18 protein-coding genes are annotated in these 19,798 nt (G+C 72.7%); 5 read left to right on the top strand and 13 right to left on the bottom strand.

Going from position 1 to position 19,798, the window contains the following annotated elements; genetic code table 11:
* Position 1 precedes the first annotated feature (1 nt).
* The 3 genes from DMA15_RS31765 (at position 2) to pssA (ending at position 2,885) form a co-directional block, all read left to right on the top strand.
* The gene (locus DMA15_RS31765; RefSeq protein WP_125516131.1) at positions 2-1,207 is read left to right on the top strand and encodes an acyl-CoA dehydrogenase family protein; all 1,206 of its coding nucleotides are present in this window, start codon (positions 2-4) and stop codon (positions 1,205-1,207) included.
* Positions 1,208-1,378: 171 nt separating this feature from the next.
* Positions 1,379-2,035: a phosphatidylserine decarboxylase gene (locus DMA15_RS31760; RefSeq protein WP_078593758.1), complete on the top strand. Its 657-nt coding sequence runs from the start codon at positions 1,379-1,381 to the stop codon at positions 2,033-2,035.
* Positions 2,022-2,885, top strand: coding sequence for a CDP-diacylglycerol--serine O-phosphatidyltransferase (pssA, locus tag DMA15_RS31755; RefSeq protein ID WP_125516130.1), 864 nt, complete (start codon positions 2,022-2,024; stop codon positions 2,883-2,885). The genes DMA15_RS31760 and pssA overlap by 14 nt, the downstream gene beginning before the upstream one ends.
* Before the next feature lie 83 nt (positions 2,886-2,968).
* Here pssA and DMA15_RS31750 read toward each other — a convergent pair whose 3' ends face one another.
* Genes DMA15_RS31750 through DMA15_RS31730 form a run of 5 tightly spaced genes read right to left on the bottom strand, consistent with a single transcriptional unit; the run spans position 2,969 to position 7,838 of the window.
* On the bottom strand, positions 2,969-4,243 hold the full coding sequence (locus DMA15_RS31750) for an ABC transporter substrate-binding protein (RefSeq protein WP_125516129.1): 1,275 nt from the start codon (positions 4,241-4,243) through the stop codon (positions 2,969-2,971).
* Positions 4,240-5,355, bottom strand: a complete 1,116-nt coding sequence (locus DMA15_RS31745) for a branched-chain amino acid ABC transporter permease (protein ID WP_206302881.1) — start codon at positions 5,353-5,355, stop codon at positions 4,240-4,242. The genes DMA15_RS31750 and DMA15_RS31745 overlap by 4 nt, the downstream gene beginning before the upstream one ends.
* The gene (locus DMA15_RS31740) at positions 5,348-6,238 is read right to left on the bottom strand and encodes a branched-chain amino acid ABC transporter permease (RefSeq protein ID WP_125516128.1); all 891 of its coding nucleotides are present in this window, start codon (positions 6,236-6,238) and stop codon (positions 5,348-5,350) included. Before DMA15_RS31740 ends, DMA15_RS31745 begins: the two co-directional genes overlap by 8 nt.
* Positions 6,235-7,059 carry an ABC transporter ATP-binding protein gene (locus DMA15_RS31735; RefSeq protein WP_240660052.1) on the bottom strand — a complete coding sequence of 275 codons (825 nt, stop codon included), beginning with the start codon at positions 7,057-7,059 and terminating at the stop codon, positions 6,235-6,237. The genes DMA15_RS31740 and DMA15_RS31735 overlap by 4 nt, the downstream gene beginning before the upstream one ends.
* On the bottom strand, positions 7,056-7,838 hold the full coding sequence (locus DMA15_RS31730) for an ABC transporter ATP-binding protein (protein ID WP_125518136.1): 783 nt from the start codon (positions 7,836-7,838) through the stop codon (positions 7,056-7,058). The genes DMA15_RS31735 and DMA15_RS31730 overlap by 4 nt, the downstream gene beginning before the upstream one ends.
* A gap of 375 nt (positions 7,839-8,213) precedes the next feature.
* Here DMA15_RS31730 and DMA15_RS31725 point away from each other — a divergent pair, with 375 nt between their 5' ends.
* A complete protein-coding gene (locus DMA15_RS31725) occupies positions 8,214-9,413 on the top strand; it encodes a helix-turn-helix domain-containing protein (protein WP_125518135.1) in 1,200 nt (399 codons plus the stop codon).
* Between the two features lie 129 nt (positions 9,414-9,542).
* Here the strand turns inward: DMA15_RS31725 and DMA15_RS31720 are convergent, their stop codons facing one another.
* Entirely contained in the window at positions 9,543-10,664 is a 1,122-nt protein-coding gene (locus DMA15_RS31720) for a glycerate kinase (protein ID WP_125518134.1), read from the bottom strand.
* Between the two features lie 246 nt (positions 10,665-10,910).
* Between DMA15_RS31720 and DMA15_RS31715 the strand changes: the two genes are divergently transcribed.
* The gene (locus DMA15_RS31715; RefSeq protein WP_125516126.1) at positions 10,911-11,411 is read left to right on the top strand and encodes an NUDIX hydrolase; all 501 of its coding nucleotides are present in this window, start codon (positions 10,911-10,913) and stop codon (positions 11,409-11,411) included.
* A 19-nt stretch (positions 11,412-11,430) separates the two neighbouring features.
* Here the strand turns inward: DMA15_RS31715 and DMA15_RS31710 are convergent, their stop codons facing one another.
* The 7 genes from DMA15_RS31710 to DMA15_RS31680 form a co-directional block, all read right to left on the bottom strand.
* Positions 11,431-11,934: a methylated-DNA--[protein]-cysteine S-methyltransferase gene (locus tag DMA15_RS31710; protein WP_125516125.1), complete on the bottom strand. Its 504-nt coding sequence runs from the start codon at positions 11,932-11,934 to the stop codon at positions 11,431-11,433.
* A 37-nt stretch (positions 11,935-11,971) separates the two neighbouring features.
* Positions 11,972-13,516 carry an AlkA N-terminal domain-containing protein gene (locus DMA15_RS31705; protein WP_125516124.1) on the bottom strand — a complete coding sequence of 515 codons (1,545 nt, stop codon included), beginning with the start codon at positions 13,514-13,516 and terminating at the stop codon, positions 11,972-11,974.
* Between the two features lie 80 nt (positions 13,517-13,596).
* Positions 13,597-14,127: an O-acetyl-ADP-ribose deacetylase gene (locus DMA15_RS31700; protein WP_125516123.1), complete on the bottom strand. Its 531-nt coding sequence runs from the start codon at positions 14,125-14,127 to the stop codon at positions 13,597-13,599.
* 10 nt (positions 14,128-14,137) lie between these two features.
* Positions 14,138-15,547: an NAD(P)/FAD-dependent oxidoreductase gene (locus tag DMA15_RS31695; protein WP_164551866.1), complete on the bottom strand. Its 1,410-nt coding sequence runs from the start codon at positions 15,545-15,547 to the stop codon at positions 14,138-14,140.
* A gap of 62 nt (positions 15,548-15,609) precedes the next feature.
* Positions 15,610-16,437, bottom strand: coding sequence for an inositol monophosphatase family protein (locus DMA15_RS31690; RefSeq protein WP_125516121.1), 828 nt, complete (start codon positions 16,435-16,437; stop codon positions 15,610-15,612).
* Positions 16,438-16,533: 96 nt separating this feature from the next.
* A complete protein-coding gene (locus DMA15_RS31685) occupies positions 16,534-18,381 on the bottom strand; it encodes a gamma-glutamyltransferase (protein ID WP_125516120.1) in 1,848 nt (615 codons plus the stop codon).
* Between the two features lie 42 nt (positions 18,382-18,423).
* The gene (locus DMA15_RS31680; RefSeq protein ID WP_125516119.1) at positions 18,424-19,797 is read right to left on the bottom strand and encodes a deoxyribodipyrimidine photo-lyase; all 1,374 of its coding nucleotides are present in this window, start codon (positions 19,795-19,797) and stop codon (positions 18,424-18,426) included.
* Between the last annotated feature and the right edge of the window lies 1 nt (position 19,798).

The raw sequence follows: 19,798 nt of genomic DNA, 5'->3' as shown, positions 1-19,798 counted from the left end.
CATGAGCCGACTCGCGCAGACCGCAGGTCTCACCGACGTCCAGCAGGAGATCCTTTCCACGGTCCGTGACTTCGTCGACAAGGAGATCATCCCTGTCGCGACCGAGCTGGAGCACCGTGACGAGTACCCGCAGAAAATCGTCGACGGCCTCAAGGAGTTGGGCCTCTTCGGCCTGATGATCCCGGAGGAGTACGGCGGCCTGGGCGAGTCGCTGCTCACGTACGCGCTGTGTGTCGAGGAGATAGCGCGTGGCTGGATGTCGGTGTCCGGCATCATCAACACCCACTTCATCGTCGCCTACATGCTCAAGCAGCACGGCACGCAGGAGCAGCGGGAGACCTTCCTGCCGCGGATGGCGGCCGGCGAGGTGCGCGGCGCGTTCTCCATGTCGGAGCCGGCCCTCGGCTCCGATGTGTCGGCGATCACGTCCAAGGGTGTGAAGGACGGCGACGAGTACGTCCTGAACGGCCAGAAGATGTGGCTCACGAACGGCGGTACGTCCACTTTGGTGGCCGTTCTGTGCCGTAGTGACGAAGGACACCCTGAGGGCACCGCCCCGCACAAGTCGATGACGACGTTCCTCGTGGAGAAGGAGCCGGGCTTCGGCGAGGTCCGCCCCGGTCTGACCATCCCGGGCAAGATCGACAAGATGGGCTACAAGGGCGTCGACACGACCGAGCTCATCATGGACGACCTGCGAATTCCGGCCAATCGCGTGCTCGGCGGGGTCACCGGCCGAGGGTTTTACCAAATGATGGACGGTGTAGAGGTCGGCCGCGTGAATGTCGCGGCCCGTGGCTGCGGCGTCGCTCAGCGTGCGTTTGAGCTGGGCGTCTCATATGCCCAGCAACGCCACACTTTCGGCAAGCCGATCGCCCAGCACCAGGCGATTCAGTTCAAGCTGGCCGAGATGGCTACCAAGGTCGAGGCCGCTCATGCGATGATGGTCAACGCAGCACGCAAAAAGGACTCCGGGGAGCGAAACGACCTCGAAGCGGGGATGGCGAAGTACCTCGCCTCCGAGTACTGCAAGGAAGTCGTCGAGGACGCGTTCAGGATTCACGGCGGTTACGGCTTCTCGAAGGAGTACGAGATCGAGCGCCTCTACAGGGAAGCGCCGATGCTGCTGATCGGTGAAGGTACCGCCGAGATCCAGAAAATGATCATTGGTCGTCGACTGCTCGAAGAGTATCGATTCCAGGGCTAGATGCCCGGTTTGGGGTGTTTTCTTCGCGAAGAAGATCACACCCTGTCAACACTCTTCGGCCGTCGACTCGGCTTCCTCGCTTGCCCAGTTGTGGCTCGCAACCGATACCATCCGGAGAAAGCCGCCGTCCCCCGTATCACCGCGCGGCATCATCCGCTACGAAGGTCATCCATGCCCCACAGCCAAACCTCTGCACCACGCGACGGCATTCTTCAGGGACGCCTTGCTCGCGGAGCATCGCCGTGGCTCCTGCCGACCGTCGCCACCGCGGCACTCAGCCTCGCCCGCGCGCGCCGTTCGAAGGGTGCCGCCGCCGTCGCCGTTCCCGCCACCGCGCTGGCGGCGGGAATGCTGTGGTTCTTCCGCGACCCCGAGCGCGAGATCGCTCAGGGCCGGGTCATCTCCCCCGCCGACGGCGTGGTGCAGAGCATCATGCCGTGGAAGGACGGGCGTACCCGCGTCGCCATCTTCATGAGCCCCCTGAACGTCCACGTCAACCGCGCGCCCCTCGCGGGCACGGTGACGTCCGTGGAGCACATCCCCGGCGGGTTCGTCCCGGCGTTCAACAAGGAGAGCGAGAACAACGAACGCGTTGTCTGGCACTTCGACACCGAGCTCGGCGACATCGAGATGATCCAGATCGCGGGCGCGGTCGCACGGCGCATCGTGCCGTACGTGCCGCAGGGCACGAAGGTGGAGCAGGGCGAGCGGATCGGCCTGATCCGTTTCGGCTCCCGCGTCGACATCTACCTCCCCGAGGGTGTCGAGGTGGACGTCGAGGTCGGTCAGAAGACCGTGGCAGGGGTGACTCGCATTGACCGTGGTTGATCCTGAGACACAGGCCGGCTGGGCGTCGGAGGCGGCGCAGGAGGACGCGTCCCACGACGCCGACGAGATGCCGCTGTCACTGCGCCTGTCGATAGCGGACACGCTCACGCTCGGCAACGCCACGTGCGGCTTCATGGCGGTGTACTTCACCACCACGGGCATCCTCATCCCGCACCTCCAGGGCAGCAACGAGAGCGGCATGGCGCGGCACTCCGCCGCGACCGCCGTGATCCTGATGCTCTGCGCGGCCGTCTTCGACCTCTTCGACGGGCTCGTGGCACGCAAGCTGCGGTCCTCGCCGATGGGCGCCGAGCTGGACAACCTCTCGGACCTGATCAGCTTCGGTCTGGCCCCCGCGTACTTCGTCCTCGTCTACGGCATGGTCGCGGACGACGCGCACCAGCGGGTGGCGGCGGTGGGCGCGATCGTGGTGCTCCTGGCGGTGGTGCTGCGGCTTGCGCGGTTCTCCTGCGTGACCGTGAAGGACGGCACCTTCCAGGGCATGCCCTCGCCCTTCGGGGCGCTGACGGTCGTCTCGATCGTGCTCCTGGAACTGCCCTTCGTGGCGACCCTCCTCGCGATCATCGGCACGGCCTGGCTCATGGTCAGCCGCGTCGAGTACCCCAAGCCGCGGGGCCCCCTCGCGGTGGCCATGCTCGCCTGGATCGTCGCGGCCATGGGGCTCCTCGCGGCCTGGGCCTTCGAGGCGCCGGGCGGTCAGCTGCTCCTCCAGACCGGCTGTGCGCTCCAGCTCGTCCTCGGGGCGGTGATTCCCCTCTTCGCCACGGCTCGGAGGGTGAACAACTTCCGCGACAACCGGCGCGAGGCCCGTGCGGCGCAGTTGCCGTAGTTTTCCGTACGTCGCCCTGGGGGCCCGGACCTGATGGTCCGGGCCCCCTTTGCTTGCCCTCTTGTCGCCCTTCGGGCTCGTCCTCAATCGCCGGACGGGCTCTGATCGGCGCTGTATCCCTGCGCCGCCTTCGCCGCTTGCGGCTCGCGGACCACCTTCATGCCGCCCGTCGCCTTCTTGTCCGGCTGGAGGATCACGCTCTCCTTGGACGAGGGGGCCTTGGGGTCGGTGAAGTCCTGGGTGACGCCGAAGCCCGAGTCGAAGCCGTCGAGGGTCAGCAGCGCCTTGTCGACGCCGTCGCGCGTGAGGTCCTTGTCCTCGCAGGCCTTCTTCAGGGCCTCGCCGAAGACGGAGGCGGCCGTCCAGCCCGCCACGACGCCGTTGTCGAGGGAGTCCTTCGGGTGGGCCTTCTTGTAGTCGGCGACGAGCTTCTCCGCCGCCGCGGTCTCCGCGCCGATGGGCAGCGTGGGCGAGGCGACGTAGTAGTTCTTCTGCAGGGCGGGGCCCGACTGGGTGGCGAGGAGCTGCGGGGCGAACGCCGAGTTGTTGCCGATGACGGGCACGTCGAAGCGGCCGGCCGCGGCGACGCCGACCAGGGAGGCCGCCTGGCGCGGGCCCGCGCTGATCACGACGGCCTTGACGCCCGCCTTCTTCAGGGCGGAGACCTGCGCGGTCATGTCATTGTCCGTCGGCTTGATCTTCTGCTCGACGACGGTCAGGCCCGCCTCCTCGGCCATGTACTCGGAGCCCTTCAGGGCGCTCTCGCCGTAGTCGCCCTCGAAGTAGACGTGACCGAGCTTGTCGCCCTTCTTCAGGCCCTTCTCCTTCATCAGGAAGTCGATCGCGTTGATCGTCTCCAGGTCGTACGTGGATCCGATGACCCGCACATACGGGCTGCCCAGGAGGTTCGCCGACCAGGCCTGCGGCAGGACGAGGGCCTTGTCGGCGTCGATGCGCTGCTTGACGGCGGCGACGAACGGCGAGCCGATGAACTGGGCGAAGCCGAGGACCTTCGGTTCCAGCTCGGTGTAGGCGGCGACCGCCTTCTGCGGGTCGTAGCCGTGGTCGCGGACGGTGAGCTTCAGCTTGTGGCCGCAGATGCCGCCGTCCTTGTTGGTCTTGTCGACGTAGAGCTGCTGGGCCTGGGTGACGCTCTTGCCGAGGGTGGCGTAGACGCCGGTCATGTCGGTGAGCACGCCGAGATTGATCGTCTTGCCCGAGATGCCCTCGCCGGTCTTCACCCCGCCCGCCGTCCTGCCGTCGTCGTCGCCGTCCTTCGCCTTCGAGCTGCACGCCGAGAGCGCGAGGAGGGCGGCGAGCGCGGTGGTGGCCGCCGTGGCCCGGGTCAGTGCGTTCATGCTGTCTCCCCTGGTGTGCCTGGTGTGCGTGGTGTGCGCGGAGTGACTGAAGTTGCCGGATCGTCCGGAGTGTCCGGGGTGGGGCCGCGGCGGCGGGCGGTGAGCCGCACCAGGCCGCCGGGCAGGAAGAGCACCACCGCGACGACGGCGGCGCCGTACAGATACCGGGACGCCTCACCCGGCGAGATCCCGCCGGTGCCCGGCGCCGAGACGAGGGGCAGCGCGTCGCTGTACCGGGTCAGCAGCTGCGGCAGCAGGGAGACGAGGGCCGCGCCCGCGACCGCTCCGGAGACCGAGCCGAGGCCGCCGATGACGATCATCGCGAGGTACTCCAGGGAGAGCGTCATGCCGAAGTAGTCGGGCACGGTCCGCTGGAAGACGAGGGCGAGCAGCACCCCGGCGAGGCCCGCGTACATCGACGAGAGGACGAAGACCCCGGCGCGGTAGCGGGCCACCGGCACGCCGATGACACCGGCGGCCACGCGGTGGTCACGGATGGCGTTCATGGCGCGCCCCGGCCGTCCGCGCAGCACGCCGCGGGCGAAGAGTCCGCAGGCCAGGAGCAGCACCAGACCGGCGTACCAGAGCTTCTCGGCGGAGCCGAACGGTACGGCGGCGACGACGGTCTCGCTTTCGTCGAAGGTGAGGCCGAAGAGGTTCAGCGGCGGTACGTCACGCCCGTTCGAGCCGCCCGTCAGGTCGTGCGCGTTGAACAGCACGTGCTGCCCGATGAAGATCAGCGCCAGGGTCGCGATGCCGAGGTAGGCGCCGCGCAGCCGGCCCGCGATGGGGCTGAAGAGCCCGCCCGCGAGCCCGGCGAGCGCCACGGCGAGGGCGGCGGCGAGCCAGGTCGGCAGCCCGAGCCCGGTCAGACCGTCGCCGCCGTCCCCGGCGAGTACGCAGTAGCCGTACGCGCCGATCGCGAGGAAGAAGGCGTGGCCCATGGAGAGCTGGCCGGTCGCGCCGGTGAGGAGGTTGATGCCGATCGCGCCGATCGCGGCGGCCATCGCGAACAGGCCCGCCTGGAGCCAGAAGCGGTCCAGGTAGAAGGGCAGGGCGAGCAGCACTACGGCCGCGGCCGCCCGTACGCAGGTGCGGCGGATGTCAGACACGGGCGAGCTCCTTCGTGCCGAAGAGCCCGGCGGGCCGGATCAGCAGGATCACGGTCATGACGAGGTAGGGCGCGAGGTCGCCGAGGCCGCGGCCGAGGAAGGTCAGCTCGCTCTGGTAGCCGGTGGCGAGGGATTCGGTGACGCCGACGACAAGACCGCCGACGAGGGCTCCGGTGGTGGAGTCGAGGCCGCCGAGGATCGCGGCGGGGAAGGCCTTCAGGGCGGCGAGCGACGTGGCGCGCTCCAGGCCCGGCGTCGGGAAGACGGTGAGGAAGAGCGCGGCCACGGCGGCCAGGGCGCCCGCCACCGCCCACGCGCCGAGCGAGACGCGCCCGAGCCGGACGCCCATCAGCGCCGCGGTCTCGGGGCTCTCGGCGGCGGCGCGCATCGCCACGCCCCAGGAGGTGTAGCGGAAGGCGAGCAGGAAGACGGTGATGAGCAGGGCCGCGGCGGCGAACGCGGCGATGCGGGTGTGCGCGAGGGAGATCGGGCCGACGGTCAGCACGTCGTCGCCCCAGGGGTCGCCGAGCGGCAGCACGTCGGTGCCGAGGCGGCGGGTCAGCTCGGTGGTCAGCAGGATGTCGACGCCGATGGTGACGATGGCGAGGACGCTGTGGTCGGTGCCCCGGTAGCGGCGCATGACCAGGAACTCGACGGCCGCCCCGACGACCGCGGCGCCCGCGATGCCGACGAGCAGCGCCGGCCAGAAGCCGAGGTCGTCGTGGAGGGACGCGGTGATGTAGCCGCCCGCCAGGAGCAGGGAGGCGTGCGCGAAGTTCACCACTTCGGTGGCGCGGAAGATGACGACGAAGCCGAGGGCGATGAGGGCGTAGACGGAGCCCATGGAGAGGCCGTTGAGGAGGAGTTCGGTGAAGGTGGTCATGAGCGGGTGTCCTCCTCGCCGGGTCGGTCGGCGTCGTCGCGGTCGTTGCTCTCGCCCAGGTAGGCGCGGATGACCGCCGGGTCGTTCTGTACGTCGCCGGGTGCGCCGTCGGCGATGCGGCGTCCGAAGTCGAGTACGGTCACCGCGTCCGCGAGCCGCATCACCACCCCCATGTCGTGTTCCACCAGGACGATCGAGATGCCGAGGCTGTCGCGGACGCCCGCGATGACCGCGGCCGTGCGGCGCCGCTCGTCGGCGGTCATGCCGGCGACGGGCTCGTCGAGGAGCAGCAGGCGCGGCTCCATGCACAGGGCCCGGGCCAGTTCGGCGAGTTTCTGCTGGCCGTAGGGCAAGGAGCCTGCGGGCAGGTCGAGTTGGCGTTCCAGGCCGACGAACGCGGCGATCTCGCGGACGCGTTCGCGGTGCAGCCGCTCCTCGCGGGCCGCCGAGGGAAGGCGCAGGCCCGCGGCGATGAAGCCGGTGCGGGTCAGGCGGTGGCGGCCGAGCAGCAGGCTGTCGACGACCGTGGCGCGGGGCGGCAGGGCGAGGTTCTGGAAGATCCGGGCGACGCCGAGTCCGGCGATCTGGTGCGGGCGCATGCCGGTGAGTTCGTGCTCACCGAAGCGGACGCTGCCGCTGGTGGCGCGGTAGACGCCGGACAGGACGTTGAAGCAGGTGGACTTGCCCGCGCCGTTGGGCCCGATGAGGGCGTGCACGGTGCCGGGGCGGACGGTGAAGCTGACGGCGTCCAGCGCGGTGAGCCCGGCGAAACGGACGGTCAACTCGCTGACTTCCAGAGACGGTACGGGTTCTTCGGTCACCGTCCGGCCTCCCAGCGCGGCAGCGTCGGCAGTGCGCCGATGCCCCGGGTGGCGTCGGCCGCGGCGTCCTCGTCGACCACGCCGAGGTAGCGGCGGCGCACCTCGTCGGAGGCGGCCAGCTCGTCCGCCGGGCCGGACAGGGCGACCTCGCCGACGTCGAGGACGTACGCCCGTGAGGCGAGCCGCAGCGCGAGCGCGGCGTTCTGTTCGACGAGCAGGACCGAGGTGCCCTGGGCGTTGATCTCCCCGATGGTGTCGGCGATGCGGGCGGCCATCAGCGGGGCGAGGCCGAGGGAGGGTTCGTCGAGGAGGAGCAGGCGCGGCGAGGCCATGAGCGCCCTGCCGACCGCGAGCATCTGCTGTTCACCGCCGGAGAGCAGTCCGGCGCGCTGGGTGCCGCGCTCGGCGAGGACCGGGAAGAGTTCGTGGACGCGGCGCAGGGCGTCCGCCTTGGCCGCGCGCGACCCGGAGGAGCCGAGCGCCCCGGCGCGCAGGTTGTCGGTGACGGTCATCCGGGCGAACACCCGCCTTCCCTCCGGGACCTGGGAGATTCCGGCGGCCACCACGCGGTCCGGCGCGAGGCCGTCGACGCGGGTGCCGTCGAAGTGGATGCCGCCCGAGGTCAGTGCGCCGCCCTGGAAGGAGAGCGTGCGCGAAATGGCGCGCAGCAGCGTCGACTTGCCCGCGCCGTTGCCGCCGAGCACGGCGACGACGGTGCCGTCCGGCACGTCGAGCGAGACGCGGCGCAGGGCGCGTACGGGGCCGTAGCCGACGGACACCTCGCGTACGACGAGTCCGGCGCCGCGTGCCGCGGCCGCGCCTCCGGCCTTGAGGCCTCGCGAACCGGCCGCGCCCGCGCCGTCGCCCTTCCGGCCACCCGCGCCGAAGCCCTCCACATTGGAACCACCCACGTACCCGACCCCCAGTCCCGCACGGCTCGGCCGCCGTCGCGTGGCGCTCACCCCAGCACCGCGGGAGCGGCCCGTCCACGGGCAGCGGAGGAAACGCTGCCGGAGACCAGCGGCGGCGCCCCGACGTTGTGCATGCGCACAACACCGCGTGTCAGGGGCCTGCGGGAGCGGGTCACCCCATGGCATCCTCCGCACCAACGACGTCCTGGAGCGCGGCGATGGGGAGGATCCATGACCGGGCCCTTGAACGGCCGCAGGCCGCGGACCGGGCACGACTGGAGGCTCCTCAAGGAGGCGTGCACGGCCCTGCTGCCCCGGCTGCCCGAGCTCGTCGACGAGCATCTGCGGCAACTCGCCGAGCACTCACCGGTGTTCGGGCACGTCCTGCCGTACGACGTGCACTGGCACGAGGCCGAGGAGGCCATGCGGATCGGCATCGAGGCGATCTCGGCGCCGCGGGCCTCGCCGCGCCGCGATCTGGAGTACGCGGAGGAGGCGGGCAGGCGCCGGGCCCAGCAGGGCCTGCCGCTCGACCTGGTGGTGCACTCGTACCGCAACGCGGGCTATCTGGTCTGGGACTCGCTCCTGGAGGGCGTGGCGGGCAAGGACCCCGAGAAGCTGGCGGTCCTGATGCGCTCGGCGACGATGGTGTGGTCGGCGGTCGACGCGCAGGCCGCGGTGGCGTCCGACGCGTACCGGGCGACGGAGCTGGAGCTGCGGCGGCGCACCGACGAGCAGTTGCAGGCGCTGCTCGACGCGCTCCTGGAGGGGCAGACCGCGCCGGGCCTCGCGGCGCGCGCGGCGGCCGGTCTCGACCTGCCCGAGCACGGCCCGTACGCGGTGGTGGTGCTGCGCGTGGAGCGGCGGGACGGGCGGGAGGCGTTCCACCGGCAGATCCAGCGTCCGGGGTTCCGTTTCGTCTGGCGGATGCGGACGGACTGCGAGGTCGGCGTGGTCGCGCTCGGCGCGGACGAGGGGCTCGACGGCCTGGCCCGGCTGCTCGACGGCCGGTGCCCCGGCCCCGGCGGCATCAGCCCCGTGGTGGGAGGCCTCGCGGAGCTGGGCCACGCCCGGCGGCTCGCGGAGCTGGCGCTGCGCACCTGCCCGCCGGACGCGACCGGCATCGTACGCCTCGACCAGCGGATGCCGACCGCGCTGGTGGTGAGCCAGCCGGAGCTGGCGGGCCGCCTGGTCACGGACGTGCTCGGCGAGGTCCTCACGCTCGAACCGGCGGACCGGGCGGTACTCCTGGAGACCCTGGAGGCGTGGCTGGCCTGCGAGGGCTCGGCGGGCCGGGCGGCGGGCCGCCTGTACTGCCACCGCAACACGGTCTTCAACCGCCTGCGCCGCCTGGAACAACTGACCTCGCGGTCCCTGGCGAGACCGAGGGACCTGGTGGAGGTGGCACTGGCGGTGGAGGCGCACAGGCTGTCACCGGGGTAGGGGCCGCCCCGTAAGGGGCGCCGGGGAAGCCCCGTAAGGGGCGCGGGGAACTGCGCGAGCAACCACAACGGCCTCGCACCCGGGAAAAACCCCAGCCAGGCAAACTGGACGGCCCCCCGCCCAAAGGCCCTACGCCAGATAGTCCCGCCCGAGATTCTCCGCCAGCGCCTCCAGAATCGGCCCCGCCTCGGCGATGCACCGCGCCACATCCGGCTCGATGTCGGTCAGCGCATACGCCCGCCGAATCCCGGCCCTGCCAAGGGCCTCGGGAGGCAGCGCGAGGCGGCCGCAAACGGCGACGACCTCGACGCCCGCCGCACGCGCCGCCGAGGCCACCCCCGCGGGCGCCTTGCCGTGCAGCGTCTGCTCGTCGAGCGAGCCCTCGCCGGTGATCACAAGGGTGGCCCGCTCCAGCGCGGGAGCGAACCCCAGCACGTCGAGCATGACCTCGATGCCGGGCCGGAAACTCGCCCCGAGCCCGACGAGCGCGCCGTACCCGATGCCCCCCGCGGCGCCCGCGCCCGGCGACTGCGCGTACTCGGCGGCCTTGGGGCCGATGGACTTCTCCAGGACCGCGGCGAAGTGGGCGAGCGCCGCGTCCAGCTCGTCGACGTCCTCCGGAGAGGCCCCCTTCTGCGGCCCGTACACGGCGGGCGCGCCCTTCGGCCCGGTCAGCGGATTGTCGACATCGCTGGCGAGCACGATCTCGACGTCCTTGAGACGCGGGTCGAGACCCGACAGGTCGGCTGTGGCCAGCTGCTTGAGCGGGCCGCCGCCCGGCGCGACGGGCTCGCCGTCCGCGTCCAGGAAGCGCGCGCCGAGCGCGGCGAGCATGCCCGCGCCGCCGTCGGTCGTGGCGCTGCCGCCGACGCCGAAGACGAGGGTGCGGGCCCCCGCGTCGAGCGCGGCGCGGATCAGCTCTCCGGAGCCGTACGTCGTGGAGGTCAGCGGCGCGAAGACGCCCTCGGGGAGCAGCTGGAGGCCCGAGGCCTCGGCCATCTCCACCACGGCCGTGCCGTCCTTCAGCGCGTACGCGGCCGTCACCTCGTCGCCGAGCGGTCCCGTGACGGTGACCTCCCGGCGCTCGAAGCCGCCCGCGACGGCCGCGGCGACCGTGCCGTCACCGCCGTCGGCGACCGGCAGCGCCTCCACGGTCACATCGGGGGCGGCGCGGTGGAGCCCGGCCGTCACCCGCTCGGCGACCTGCACGGCCGTGAGCGAACCCTTGAACTTGTCCGCGGCGATGAGCACGTGCCGCTCCCGCCGCGCCTGCTCGCGCCGCGCCTGCTGCTCGCGTCCCGCCGTCCCTGCAGCGTCCGCCACCTTGCATTCCCCTTGCTTTCGGCCTTGCTCGAGTCAAGGCAGTCGCGCCGCTGCGACCATAACCGCCCAAGGGCCTCCCTGCCCATGGCCGACCTCGCAACGATATGGAAATGATCGATCAGCCCCGGCCCGCCGGGATCCGCCACCGGAGTCCGTCACCGTTACCCTTCCCCGATGACCACCCAAGACTTCGCCACCTACATAGCAGGCCTGCCGCGCGTCATCGTCGGCGCCGCCGCCCTCTTCCGGGACGGCGGGGGCCGCGTCCTTCTCGTCGAGCCGAACTACCGCGAGGGCTGGGCGCTGCCCGGCGGGACCGTCGAGTCGGACGACGGTGAGACACCCCGCCAGGGGGCGCGCAGGGAGACGGCCGAGGAGATCGGGCTCGATGTCACGCTCGGGCCGCTGCTCGCGGTGGACTGGGTGCCGCCGGGGACCGAGCGGACGCGGCCGCCGCTGGTGGCCTATCTGTACGACGGCGGGGTGCTGGACGCGGAGCAGCTGAAGTCGATCACGCTGCAGGAGGAGGAGCTGCTGTCCTGGCGCCTGGTGGCCCGCGAGGAGCTGGCCGAGCTGCTGCCCGGCGCGCTCGGCCGGCGGGTGGGCGCCGCGCTCGACGTGCTGGAGCGCGGCGACGGGCCGGCCGAGCTGGAGAACGGGCACCGGGTCGGCTGATCCCGCGCGGCGGGGCGCCTCAGAAGAGCGCGTCCTCGCCGCCGCCCGCGCCCCCGTTCTCGAAGGCCAGTAGTTGCTGCTTGCGGGCGAGGCCGCCGCCGTACCCGGTCAGGCTGCCGTTGGCGCCGACGACGCGGTGGCAGGGGACGATGACGCCGATCGGGTTCTTGCCGTTGGCGAGGCCGACCGCGCGGGAGGCGCCGGGCTTGCCGAGGATCTCGGCGAGTTCGCCGTACGTACGGGTCTCGCCGTAGGGGATCCTCCGGAGTTCGTCCCAGACCGTGCGCTGGAACGGTGTGCCGTCGAGGCGCAGTGGCAGGTCGAAGTCCTTCAACTCCCCCGCGAAATAGGCCTCCAGCTGGCTGATCGCCTCGCCGAAGGGCGCCGGATCGCGGTCGCCGAAGGTCTCCTCGGCGGGCCGGTGGCGCTGTTCGGTCATGTAGAGGCCGCTGAGGACGCCGTCGGTGGCGACGAGCGTGAGCGGCCCGTAGGGGCTGTCGATGAGGGTGTGCAGGCGTTCCATGCTTCCGTTTCCGTCCCTGGCTCTCCGTGTGCGTCCCTTACGCGGGGGTGACTCCGGTGGTTCTCGTCCCTGACGCGGGGATGACTCTGGTCTCCGCCCCTGACGCGGGGATGACGTTGATGGGGTGGGCGTCGGTGGCCCACAGGTACTGCACCGCGTACGCCCGCCAGGGGCGCCAGGCGGCGGCGCGCGCGGTGAGCGCGGCCGGGGTGTGCGGCAGGCCCAGCTCCTTCGCGGCGCGCCGGACGCCGAGGTCGGAGGGGAGGAAGGCGTCGGGGTCGCCGAGCGCCCGCATCGCGATGACCTCGACCGTCCAGGGCCCGAAGCCGGGCAGCTCGGTGAGCCGGGCGCGGGCCTCGTCCCAGCCGCTCTCCGCGCCGAGCCGGAGGCTGCCGTCGGCGAGGTGGCGTACGAGCGTGGTCAGCGTGGTGCGGCGGCTGCGGGGCAGGGCCAGTGACTCCGGGTCGAGCGCGGCGAGCGCCTCGGGGGTGGGGAAGAGGTGGGTGAGGCCGCCCTCGGCGTCCTCGACGCGCTCGCCGTGCGCGGTGACCAGGCGGGCGGCGTGGGTGCGGGCGGCGGCCGTGGAGACCTGCTGGCCGAGGACGGCGCGCACGGCGAACTCGGCCTCGTCGACCGTGCGCGGCACCCGCCGCCCCGGGGCCTTGTCGACGAGCGGCGCGAGCAGCGGGTCGCTCCGCAACTGGCCGTCGACGGCGGCCGGATCGGCGTCGAGGTCGAGCATGCGGCGGCAGCGGCTGATGGCGATGGTCAGATCGCGCGGGTCGGTGAGGCTCAGGCGGCAGCCGATGTGGTCGGGGTGCGGGGTGAGGGCGGCGACCCCGTGCCCGTAGGGGAGGTTCAGGGTCCGGCGGTAGGCCCCGTCGCGCCACTCCTCGACGCCCGGTACGCCGGTCGCGATGAGGTGCCCGAAGAGGTTGTCGGGGTTGAGGGGGGCGCGGAACGGCAGCCTCAGGGAGAGGACGCCGGGGGTGGCGGAGGCCGGGGCTCCGGTGGTCCGTTTCGGTGCTCGGGCGCGCAGTTCCCCGGGGGCGAGCGCGAAGACCTCGCGGACGGTGTCGTTGAAGGCGCGGATCGAGGAGAAGCCTGCGGCGAAGGCGATCTCGGCCATCGGCATCCCGGTCGTCTCGATGAGCAGCCGCGCGGTCTGGGCGCGCTGGGCACGGGCCAGCGCGAGGGGGCCCGCGCCCAGTTCGGCGAGGAGCTGGCGCTCCACCTGGCGGGCGCTGTAGCCGAGCCGGGCGGCGAGGCCGGGGACGCCCTCGCGGTCGACGACTCCGTCGCCGATCAGGCGCATGGCGCGGGCGACGAGATCGGCCCGCTGGTTCCACTCGGGCGAGCCGGGGCTGCTGTCGGGGCGGCACCGCTTGCAGGCCCGGAAGCCGGCCTGCTGGCAGGCGGCGGCGCTCGGGTAGAAGGTCATGTTCTCCGCCTTGGGCGGCACGACCGGGCAGCTGGGCCGGCAGTAGATGCCGGTGGTGACGACGGCCGTGAAGAACCAGCCGTCGAAGCGGGCGTCCTTGGACCGAACGGCGCGTACACAGTGCTCGGTGTCGGTGTGCATGGGCTCAAGCATCGCGGACTTCCCCGGGTATGACTGGCGAGAATCCGACATCAACCTCGTGCTGCCAGGACCGCGCGGCGCTAGCCGTCCGCGGCGGCCAGCGCCTCGGCGTACGCGTCGTAGGCGGCTTGGTCGAAGAGCACGAACCGCACCTCGTCGAAGAGCGCGGGGTCGGCGGCCTCCCGCACGGTGCGCACGGCGATGCGGGCGGCGTCGTCGAGGGGCCAGCGGTAGACGCCGGTGGAGATCGCGGGGAAGGCGAGGGTGCGCGCGCCCAGCTCGGCGGCGACCCGCAGCGCCTCGCGGTGGCAGGAGGCGAGCAGCGTGGAGCGGTCCTCGGTGGCGGACCAGACGGGGCCGACGGTGTGGATCACATGGGCGGCGTCGAGGCGGCCCGCGGTGGTGGCGACGGCCTGGCCGGTGGGCAGCCCCTTGCCGTACCGCGAGGCGCGCAGGCGCCGGCACTCGGCGAGGATCTCGGGGCCGCCGCGCCGGTGGATGGCGCCGTCCACGCCGCCTCCGCCGAGGAGCGAGGAGTTGGCGGCGTTGACGAGGGCGTCGGCGTGCTGCGCCGTGATGTCGCCCTGGGCGAGGGTGAGGGATACGGTCACGTGCTTCTCCTCAGACGGCCCTCAGCCGCTTCCACACGGCCTTGGCGGCGTTGTGCCCGGACATGCCGTGGACGCCGGGCCCCGGGGGTGTGGCGGACGAGCAGAGGAAGACGGCCGGGTGCTTCGTCCCGTAGGGGAAGAGGGAGAGCTTGGGCCGCAGCAGCAGTTGCAGTCCGCTCGCGGCGCCGCAGGCGATGTCGCCGCCCACGTAATTGGCGTTGCCCGCGGCGAGTTGGGGCGGTCCGGCCGTGGCGCGCGCGAGGACGCGGTCGCGGAAGCCGGGCGCGAACCGCTCGAGCTGGCGTTCCATCGCGTCGGTCAGGTCGCCCTGCCAGCCGTTCGGGACGTGTCCGTACGCCCAGAAGACGTGCTTGCCCTCGGGGGCGCGGGAGGGGTCGGCGATGCTGGGCTGCACGGTGATCAGGAACGGCGCGTCGGGGGCGCGGCCCTCGCGGGACGCGGCGCGCAGCGCGGCGCCGATCTCCCCGCTGCTCGCGCCGACGTGCACGGTCCCGGCGGACCGCGCCTCCTGGGCGGTCCAGGGGACGGGGCCGTCGAGCGCGTAATCGATCTTGAAGGCGCTGGCCCCGTACCGGTAGTGCTCATAGGCGTCGCCGAGCCCGGCGATCCTGGCCAGCGCGGTCGGCGAGGTGTCGAAGACGTAGGCGCGGGCGGGCGGCAGGTCGTCGAGCCGCTTGACCTCGTAGTCCGTGTGGACGGAGCCGCCGAGGTCCAGCAGATACGCGGTGAGCGCGTCGGAGATCGACTGCGAGCCGCCGCGCGCGACCGGCCAGCCGCGGGCGTGCCCGGCGAGCGCGAAGACCAGGCCGACGCCGCCGGTGACGATGCCGTCGAGCGGCGCGATGACATGCGCGACGAGCCCGGCGAACAGCGCGCGGGCCCGGTCGTCGCAAAAGCGCCGCATCAGCCAGGTCGACGAGGGCAGCCCGGCGAGCCCGAAGCGGGCGAGGGTGACGGGATCGCGCGGCAGCGAACTCATCGGCAGGGACATGAAGTCCCGCACCAGCGCGTCCCACTTGGGCAGGAACGGCTTCACCAGCCTCCGGTACGTCCCCGCGTCGCGCGGCCCGAAGGAGGCGGCCGTCTCGGCCACGGAGCGGGACAGCACGGCGGCGCTGCCGTCCGGGAAGGGGTGCGCCATGGGCAGCGGGGCGTGCAGCCACTCAAGGCCGTACCGCTCCAGGGGCATGGCGCGGAACGCCGGGGAGTTGATGCCCAGTGGGTGGGCGGCGGAACAGGGGTCGTGCCGGAAGCCGGGGAGCGTCAGCTCTTCGGTGCGCGCCCCGCCCCCCACCGTGCCGTTGGCCTCGAAGACGGCCACGGAGAAGCCGCGGCGGGCCAGCTCGACGGCGGCGGTCAGGCCGTTCGGCCCCGCTCCCACGATGACGGCATCAAGCATCGACGGCACCTTCGGACTCCTTTGTCAGCCGACGGCCACTGCCGCCCAGGATAGGCGGCCGCTCAGGCGCCGCTCGCGAGGAGGTCCACCACGCGCCGTGCCGTGGCCGCGTCGCGCGCCGCGGTGAACGGCAGCGCGTTCCCCCCGCCGATGCGGAACGGCTCGCCTGTCAGCGTCCGGGAGTCTCCCCCGGCCTCGGCGACGAGCAGCAGACCCGCCGCGTGGTCCCAGGCCAGCTCCCACGAGAAGGCGACGGCGTCCAACTCCCCCTTCGCCACGGCGAGGTACTCGAGGCCCGCCGAACCGCACGGCCGGGGGCGCACGCCGTCCACGCGCAGTCCGAGCAGCGCCCGCTTCTGCTCCTCGGTGGTGAAGTCGGGGTGAGAGGTGGCCACTTCGAGCTCCTGGCCCGGGTCGGGCGCGCCCGCGACCAGGCGCTGCCCGTCCAGCCAGGCGCCCTTGCCGCGGACGGCGACGGCGAGCTGGTCGAGCGCCGGGGCGTACGTCCAGGAGGCCAGCACCTCTCCGCCCACCGCGAGGGCGACGAGCATGCAGAAGCCGGGGTCGCCCTGCACGAACTGGCGCGTCCCGTCCACGGGGTCGACGATCCACACGGGGGCCTCGCCGCGTACCGCCTCGTACGTCGACGGGTCGGCGTGCACCGCCTCCTCGCCCACGACGACGGAACCCGGCAGCAGGGCGGCCAGGTCCTCGGTCAGCCGCTCCTCGGCGCGGCGGTCGGCCACGGTCACCATGTCGTGCGGGCCGCTCTTCTCCACCACGTCGCCCTCGGCGAGCTGCCGGAACCGGGGGGTCACCTCGGCCGCCGCGGCCTTCCGGAGGGCCTCCTCCACGTCACGTACGCCCTGCGTCAAAAACTCTTCGATCATGTGTCCATGAGAGCACGCCCCGCTGACATCCCGTACGTCTCGGGCGAACGGAACCTTGTGAGTATGTGAACACCAGGTTCCGGTATGTGGGGGGAGTCAGCGGCCGACCGCGTACCCCTGCATCCCCCGGGGATTGGCCGCCGCCGACAGCACCCCGCTCCGCGGGTCCCGCGCCACCGCGCACAGCCGCCCCTCCGACCACGCGCCCCCCACGAGCACGTCGTGCCCGCGCCGCCGCAGCCCGGCCACCACCTCCGGAGCCGTCCGTGACTCCACCGTCACGCTCCCGGCCCGCATTCCCCGCGGGTGGAAGGAGCTGGGGAAGCCGTCCGTGTGCCAGCTGGGCGCGTCGATCGCGCCCTGCAGGTCGAGGCCGCCCCGCACGGAGGCCCGCAGCGCCACCCCCAGGAAGAAGTGCACCTGCCACTGATCCTGCTGGTCTCCCCCGGGCGTACCGAACGCCATGACCGGCACCCCGTCCTTCAGCGCCAGCGACGGCGTCAGCGTGGTCCGCGGCCGTCTCCCCGGCGTGAGCGAGTTCGGCAGCCCCTCCTCCAGCCACGCCATCTGGAGCCGCGTACCCAAGGGGAAGCCCAGTTCCGGCACGACGGGGTTGGACTGGAGCCATCCCCCGCTGGGCGTGGCGGAGAGCATGTTCCCCCAGCGGTCGACGATGTCGAGGTGGCAGGTGTCCCCGCGCGTCCCCCCGTCCCCGGCCACGGTCGGCTCGCCGCCCCCGGCTGCAGCGGCAGCGGCCGCCTCGAAGTCCCCCGCCTCGCCCGAGGCGACCGCGCGCGCGTGCGCGGAGAGCCGCGGCTGCCGTCCGCCGGGCGCGCCGGGACGCAGCTCGTACGAGGCCTCGTCCCCGATCAGCGTCCGCCGCGTCGCGTTGTACTCGTCCGAAAGCAGCTCGCCGAGCGGCACGGCCCCCGCGCCCCCGTCCCCGGCGTCCCCGTACCAGGCCTCGCGGTCCGCCATGGCGAGCTTGCAGCCCTCGACGAGGAGGTGGACGTACTTCGCGGAGCCGTACTCCGGAAGCTCCGCGGCGTCCTGGGGCAGCAGGGCGAGCTGCTGGAGGAAGGCGGGGCCCTGGCTCCAGGGGCCGGCCTTGCACAGGGTCCAGCCGTTCCAGTCGTACGTGACCGGGTCCTCGTAGGACGCGGACCACCCCCGCAGATCCTCCGCCGAGAGCGTCCCGGCGTGCCGCTCGCCGCTCGTGTCCATGGTGGGCCGCCCGGCCTGCCGCACGAGCGCCTCGGCGATGAAGCCGCCGCGCCACACCTCGCGCGCGGCGTCGATCACGGCGGTCCGCGATCCCCCGGCAGCCTTCGCTCCGGCCTCCGCAAGCAGCCGCCGCCACGTCGCGGCGAGCGCGGGATTGCGCAACATCTCGCCGGTGCGGGGCGGTTCGCCGCCGTCGGGGCCGCCGCGGAGATAGACCTCCGCGGACGAGGGCCACTCCTCCTGGAAGAGCCGCCGCACCGTCTCGACGGTCTCGACGACGCGCTCGACGGGCGGATGGCCGTCCTCCGCGTACCCGATGGCGTACTTGAGGACGTCGGCGAGGGACTTCGTGCCGTGGTCGCGCAGCAGCAGCATCCACGCGTCGAAGGCGCCGGGCACGGCGGCGGCGAGCGGCCCGGTGCCGGGCACCAGCTCAAGCCCCAGGGAGCGGTAATGGGCCACGGTGGCACCGGCGGGCGCGGGTCCCTGGCCGCAGAGGACGCGCACGTCGCCGCCCGCGGGCGCCAGGATGATCGGGACCTCTCCGGCGGGGCCGTTGAGGTGGGGTTCGACCACGTGCAGGACGAACCCCGCGGCGACCGCGGCGTCGAAGGCGTTGCCCCCGTCCTCCAGTACGGCCATCGCGGACTGGGAGGCGAGCCAGTGGGTGGACGACACCATGCCGAAGGTGCCCTGGAGTGTGGGACGCGTCGTGAACATGATCCGCAGGCTAACCGCGCGCCCCCGGCCGGTGGCAGGGGGTCAGTCGATGCCCCTCGCCCGCTTGAAACGGACCAGTCCGTCGGCCAGTTCGAGGATCCGCTCGGGGTAGTCGCAGCGCTCCCGTTCCGCGCCCGGCAGCTTCCACGGCTCGTGGACGGCGTGGCCGGGCACTCCGGCGAGTTCGGGCACCCAGCGGCGTACGTAGGCGCCGTCCGGGTCGTAGCGCTTGGCCTGGAGGACGGGGTTGAGCACCCGGTTGGGGCGGCTGTCCGTGCCGGTGCCCGCCATCCACTGCCAGTTGAGCTGGTTGTTGGCGATGTCCCCGTCGACCAGCAGGCGTTGGAAGTGGCGCGCGCCCACCCGCCAGTCGACGTAGAGCGTCTTGGTGAGGAAACTCGCGGTCAGCAGCCTGCCGCGGTTGTGCATCCAGCCCTCGTGCAGCAGCTGCCGCATGGCGGCGTCGATGATCGGGTATCCCGTACGCCCTTCCTGCCAAGCCCGGATGTCCCGCGCCGCCGTCTCGGGCGAGCGCCAGCGGTCGCCGCGCGTGCGGTAGTCGACCGCCGCCGTGCGCGGCCTGGCGGCGAGCACCTGGTGGTGGAAGTCGCGCCAGCACAGCTGTCTGACGAAGTCCTCGGCGCCCGGGGTCGCCCGGTCGCGGGCGCGGTGGACGAGTTCGGCGCAGGACAGCGTGCCGAAGTGCAGATGGGGCGAGAGCTTGGAGGTCGCGTCGCCCGCGAGGTCGTCGTGGCGCTCCCCGTACCGGTCGATGCCGTCGCGCAGCCAGGCCTTCCACTGTCGCCGGCCCTCGCTCTCGCCGCCGCGTGCGAGCCCCGGCGAGATGCCGGTGAGGTCGTCGCGGGCGGGGAGGGGCCGGGAGCGGACGTGGTCGGGGACGGGCACGGCGCGCGGGGCGCCGAGGACGGCCCGTACGCCCTGCGCGGACCAGCGGCGGAGGTAGGGGGTGAAGACGGCGAAGTGGTCGGAGTTGGTGGGGGTCACGGCGCCGGGCGGGAGCGCGGTGATCACGGCGTCGTGGACGTGCAGTCGGCGGCCGTCCGCCTCCAGTGCCTCGTGGAGCCGCCGCTCGCGGGTCTGCGCGTACCGGCTGACGCCCGCCGCCATATGGGCTTCGTCCGCGTCCGCCTCCCGCATGACGGCCCGTACCTCGTCGACGGGGTCACCGGCACGGACCACCAGTCGGCCGCCTCGCTCGCGCAACCGCCGGTCGAGGTCGGCGAGGCAGTCGGCGAGGAACGCCTCGCGGTTGGGCCCCGCGAAACCGGTGGCCTCGATGGCCGGGTCCCGCACGAAGAGCGGCACGACGGCGTCCGCGCGGGCGAGCGCGGCGCGCAGCGGCGGGTGGTCGTGCACGCGCAGGTCGGAGGTGAACAGGACGACCGAGGTGTTCAAG

The sequence above is a fragment of the Streptomyces sp. WAC 01529 genome (assembly GCF_003945545.1).
In the GTDB taxonomy this organism is placed as follows: domain Bacteria; phylum Actinomycetota; class Actinomycetes; order Streptomycetales; family Streptomycetaceae; genus Streptomyces; species Streptomyces anatolicus.
This window is presented reverse-complemented; position numbering and strand designations above follow the sequence as displayed.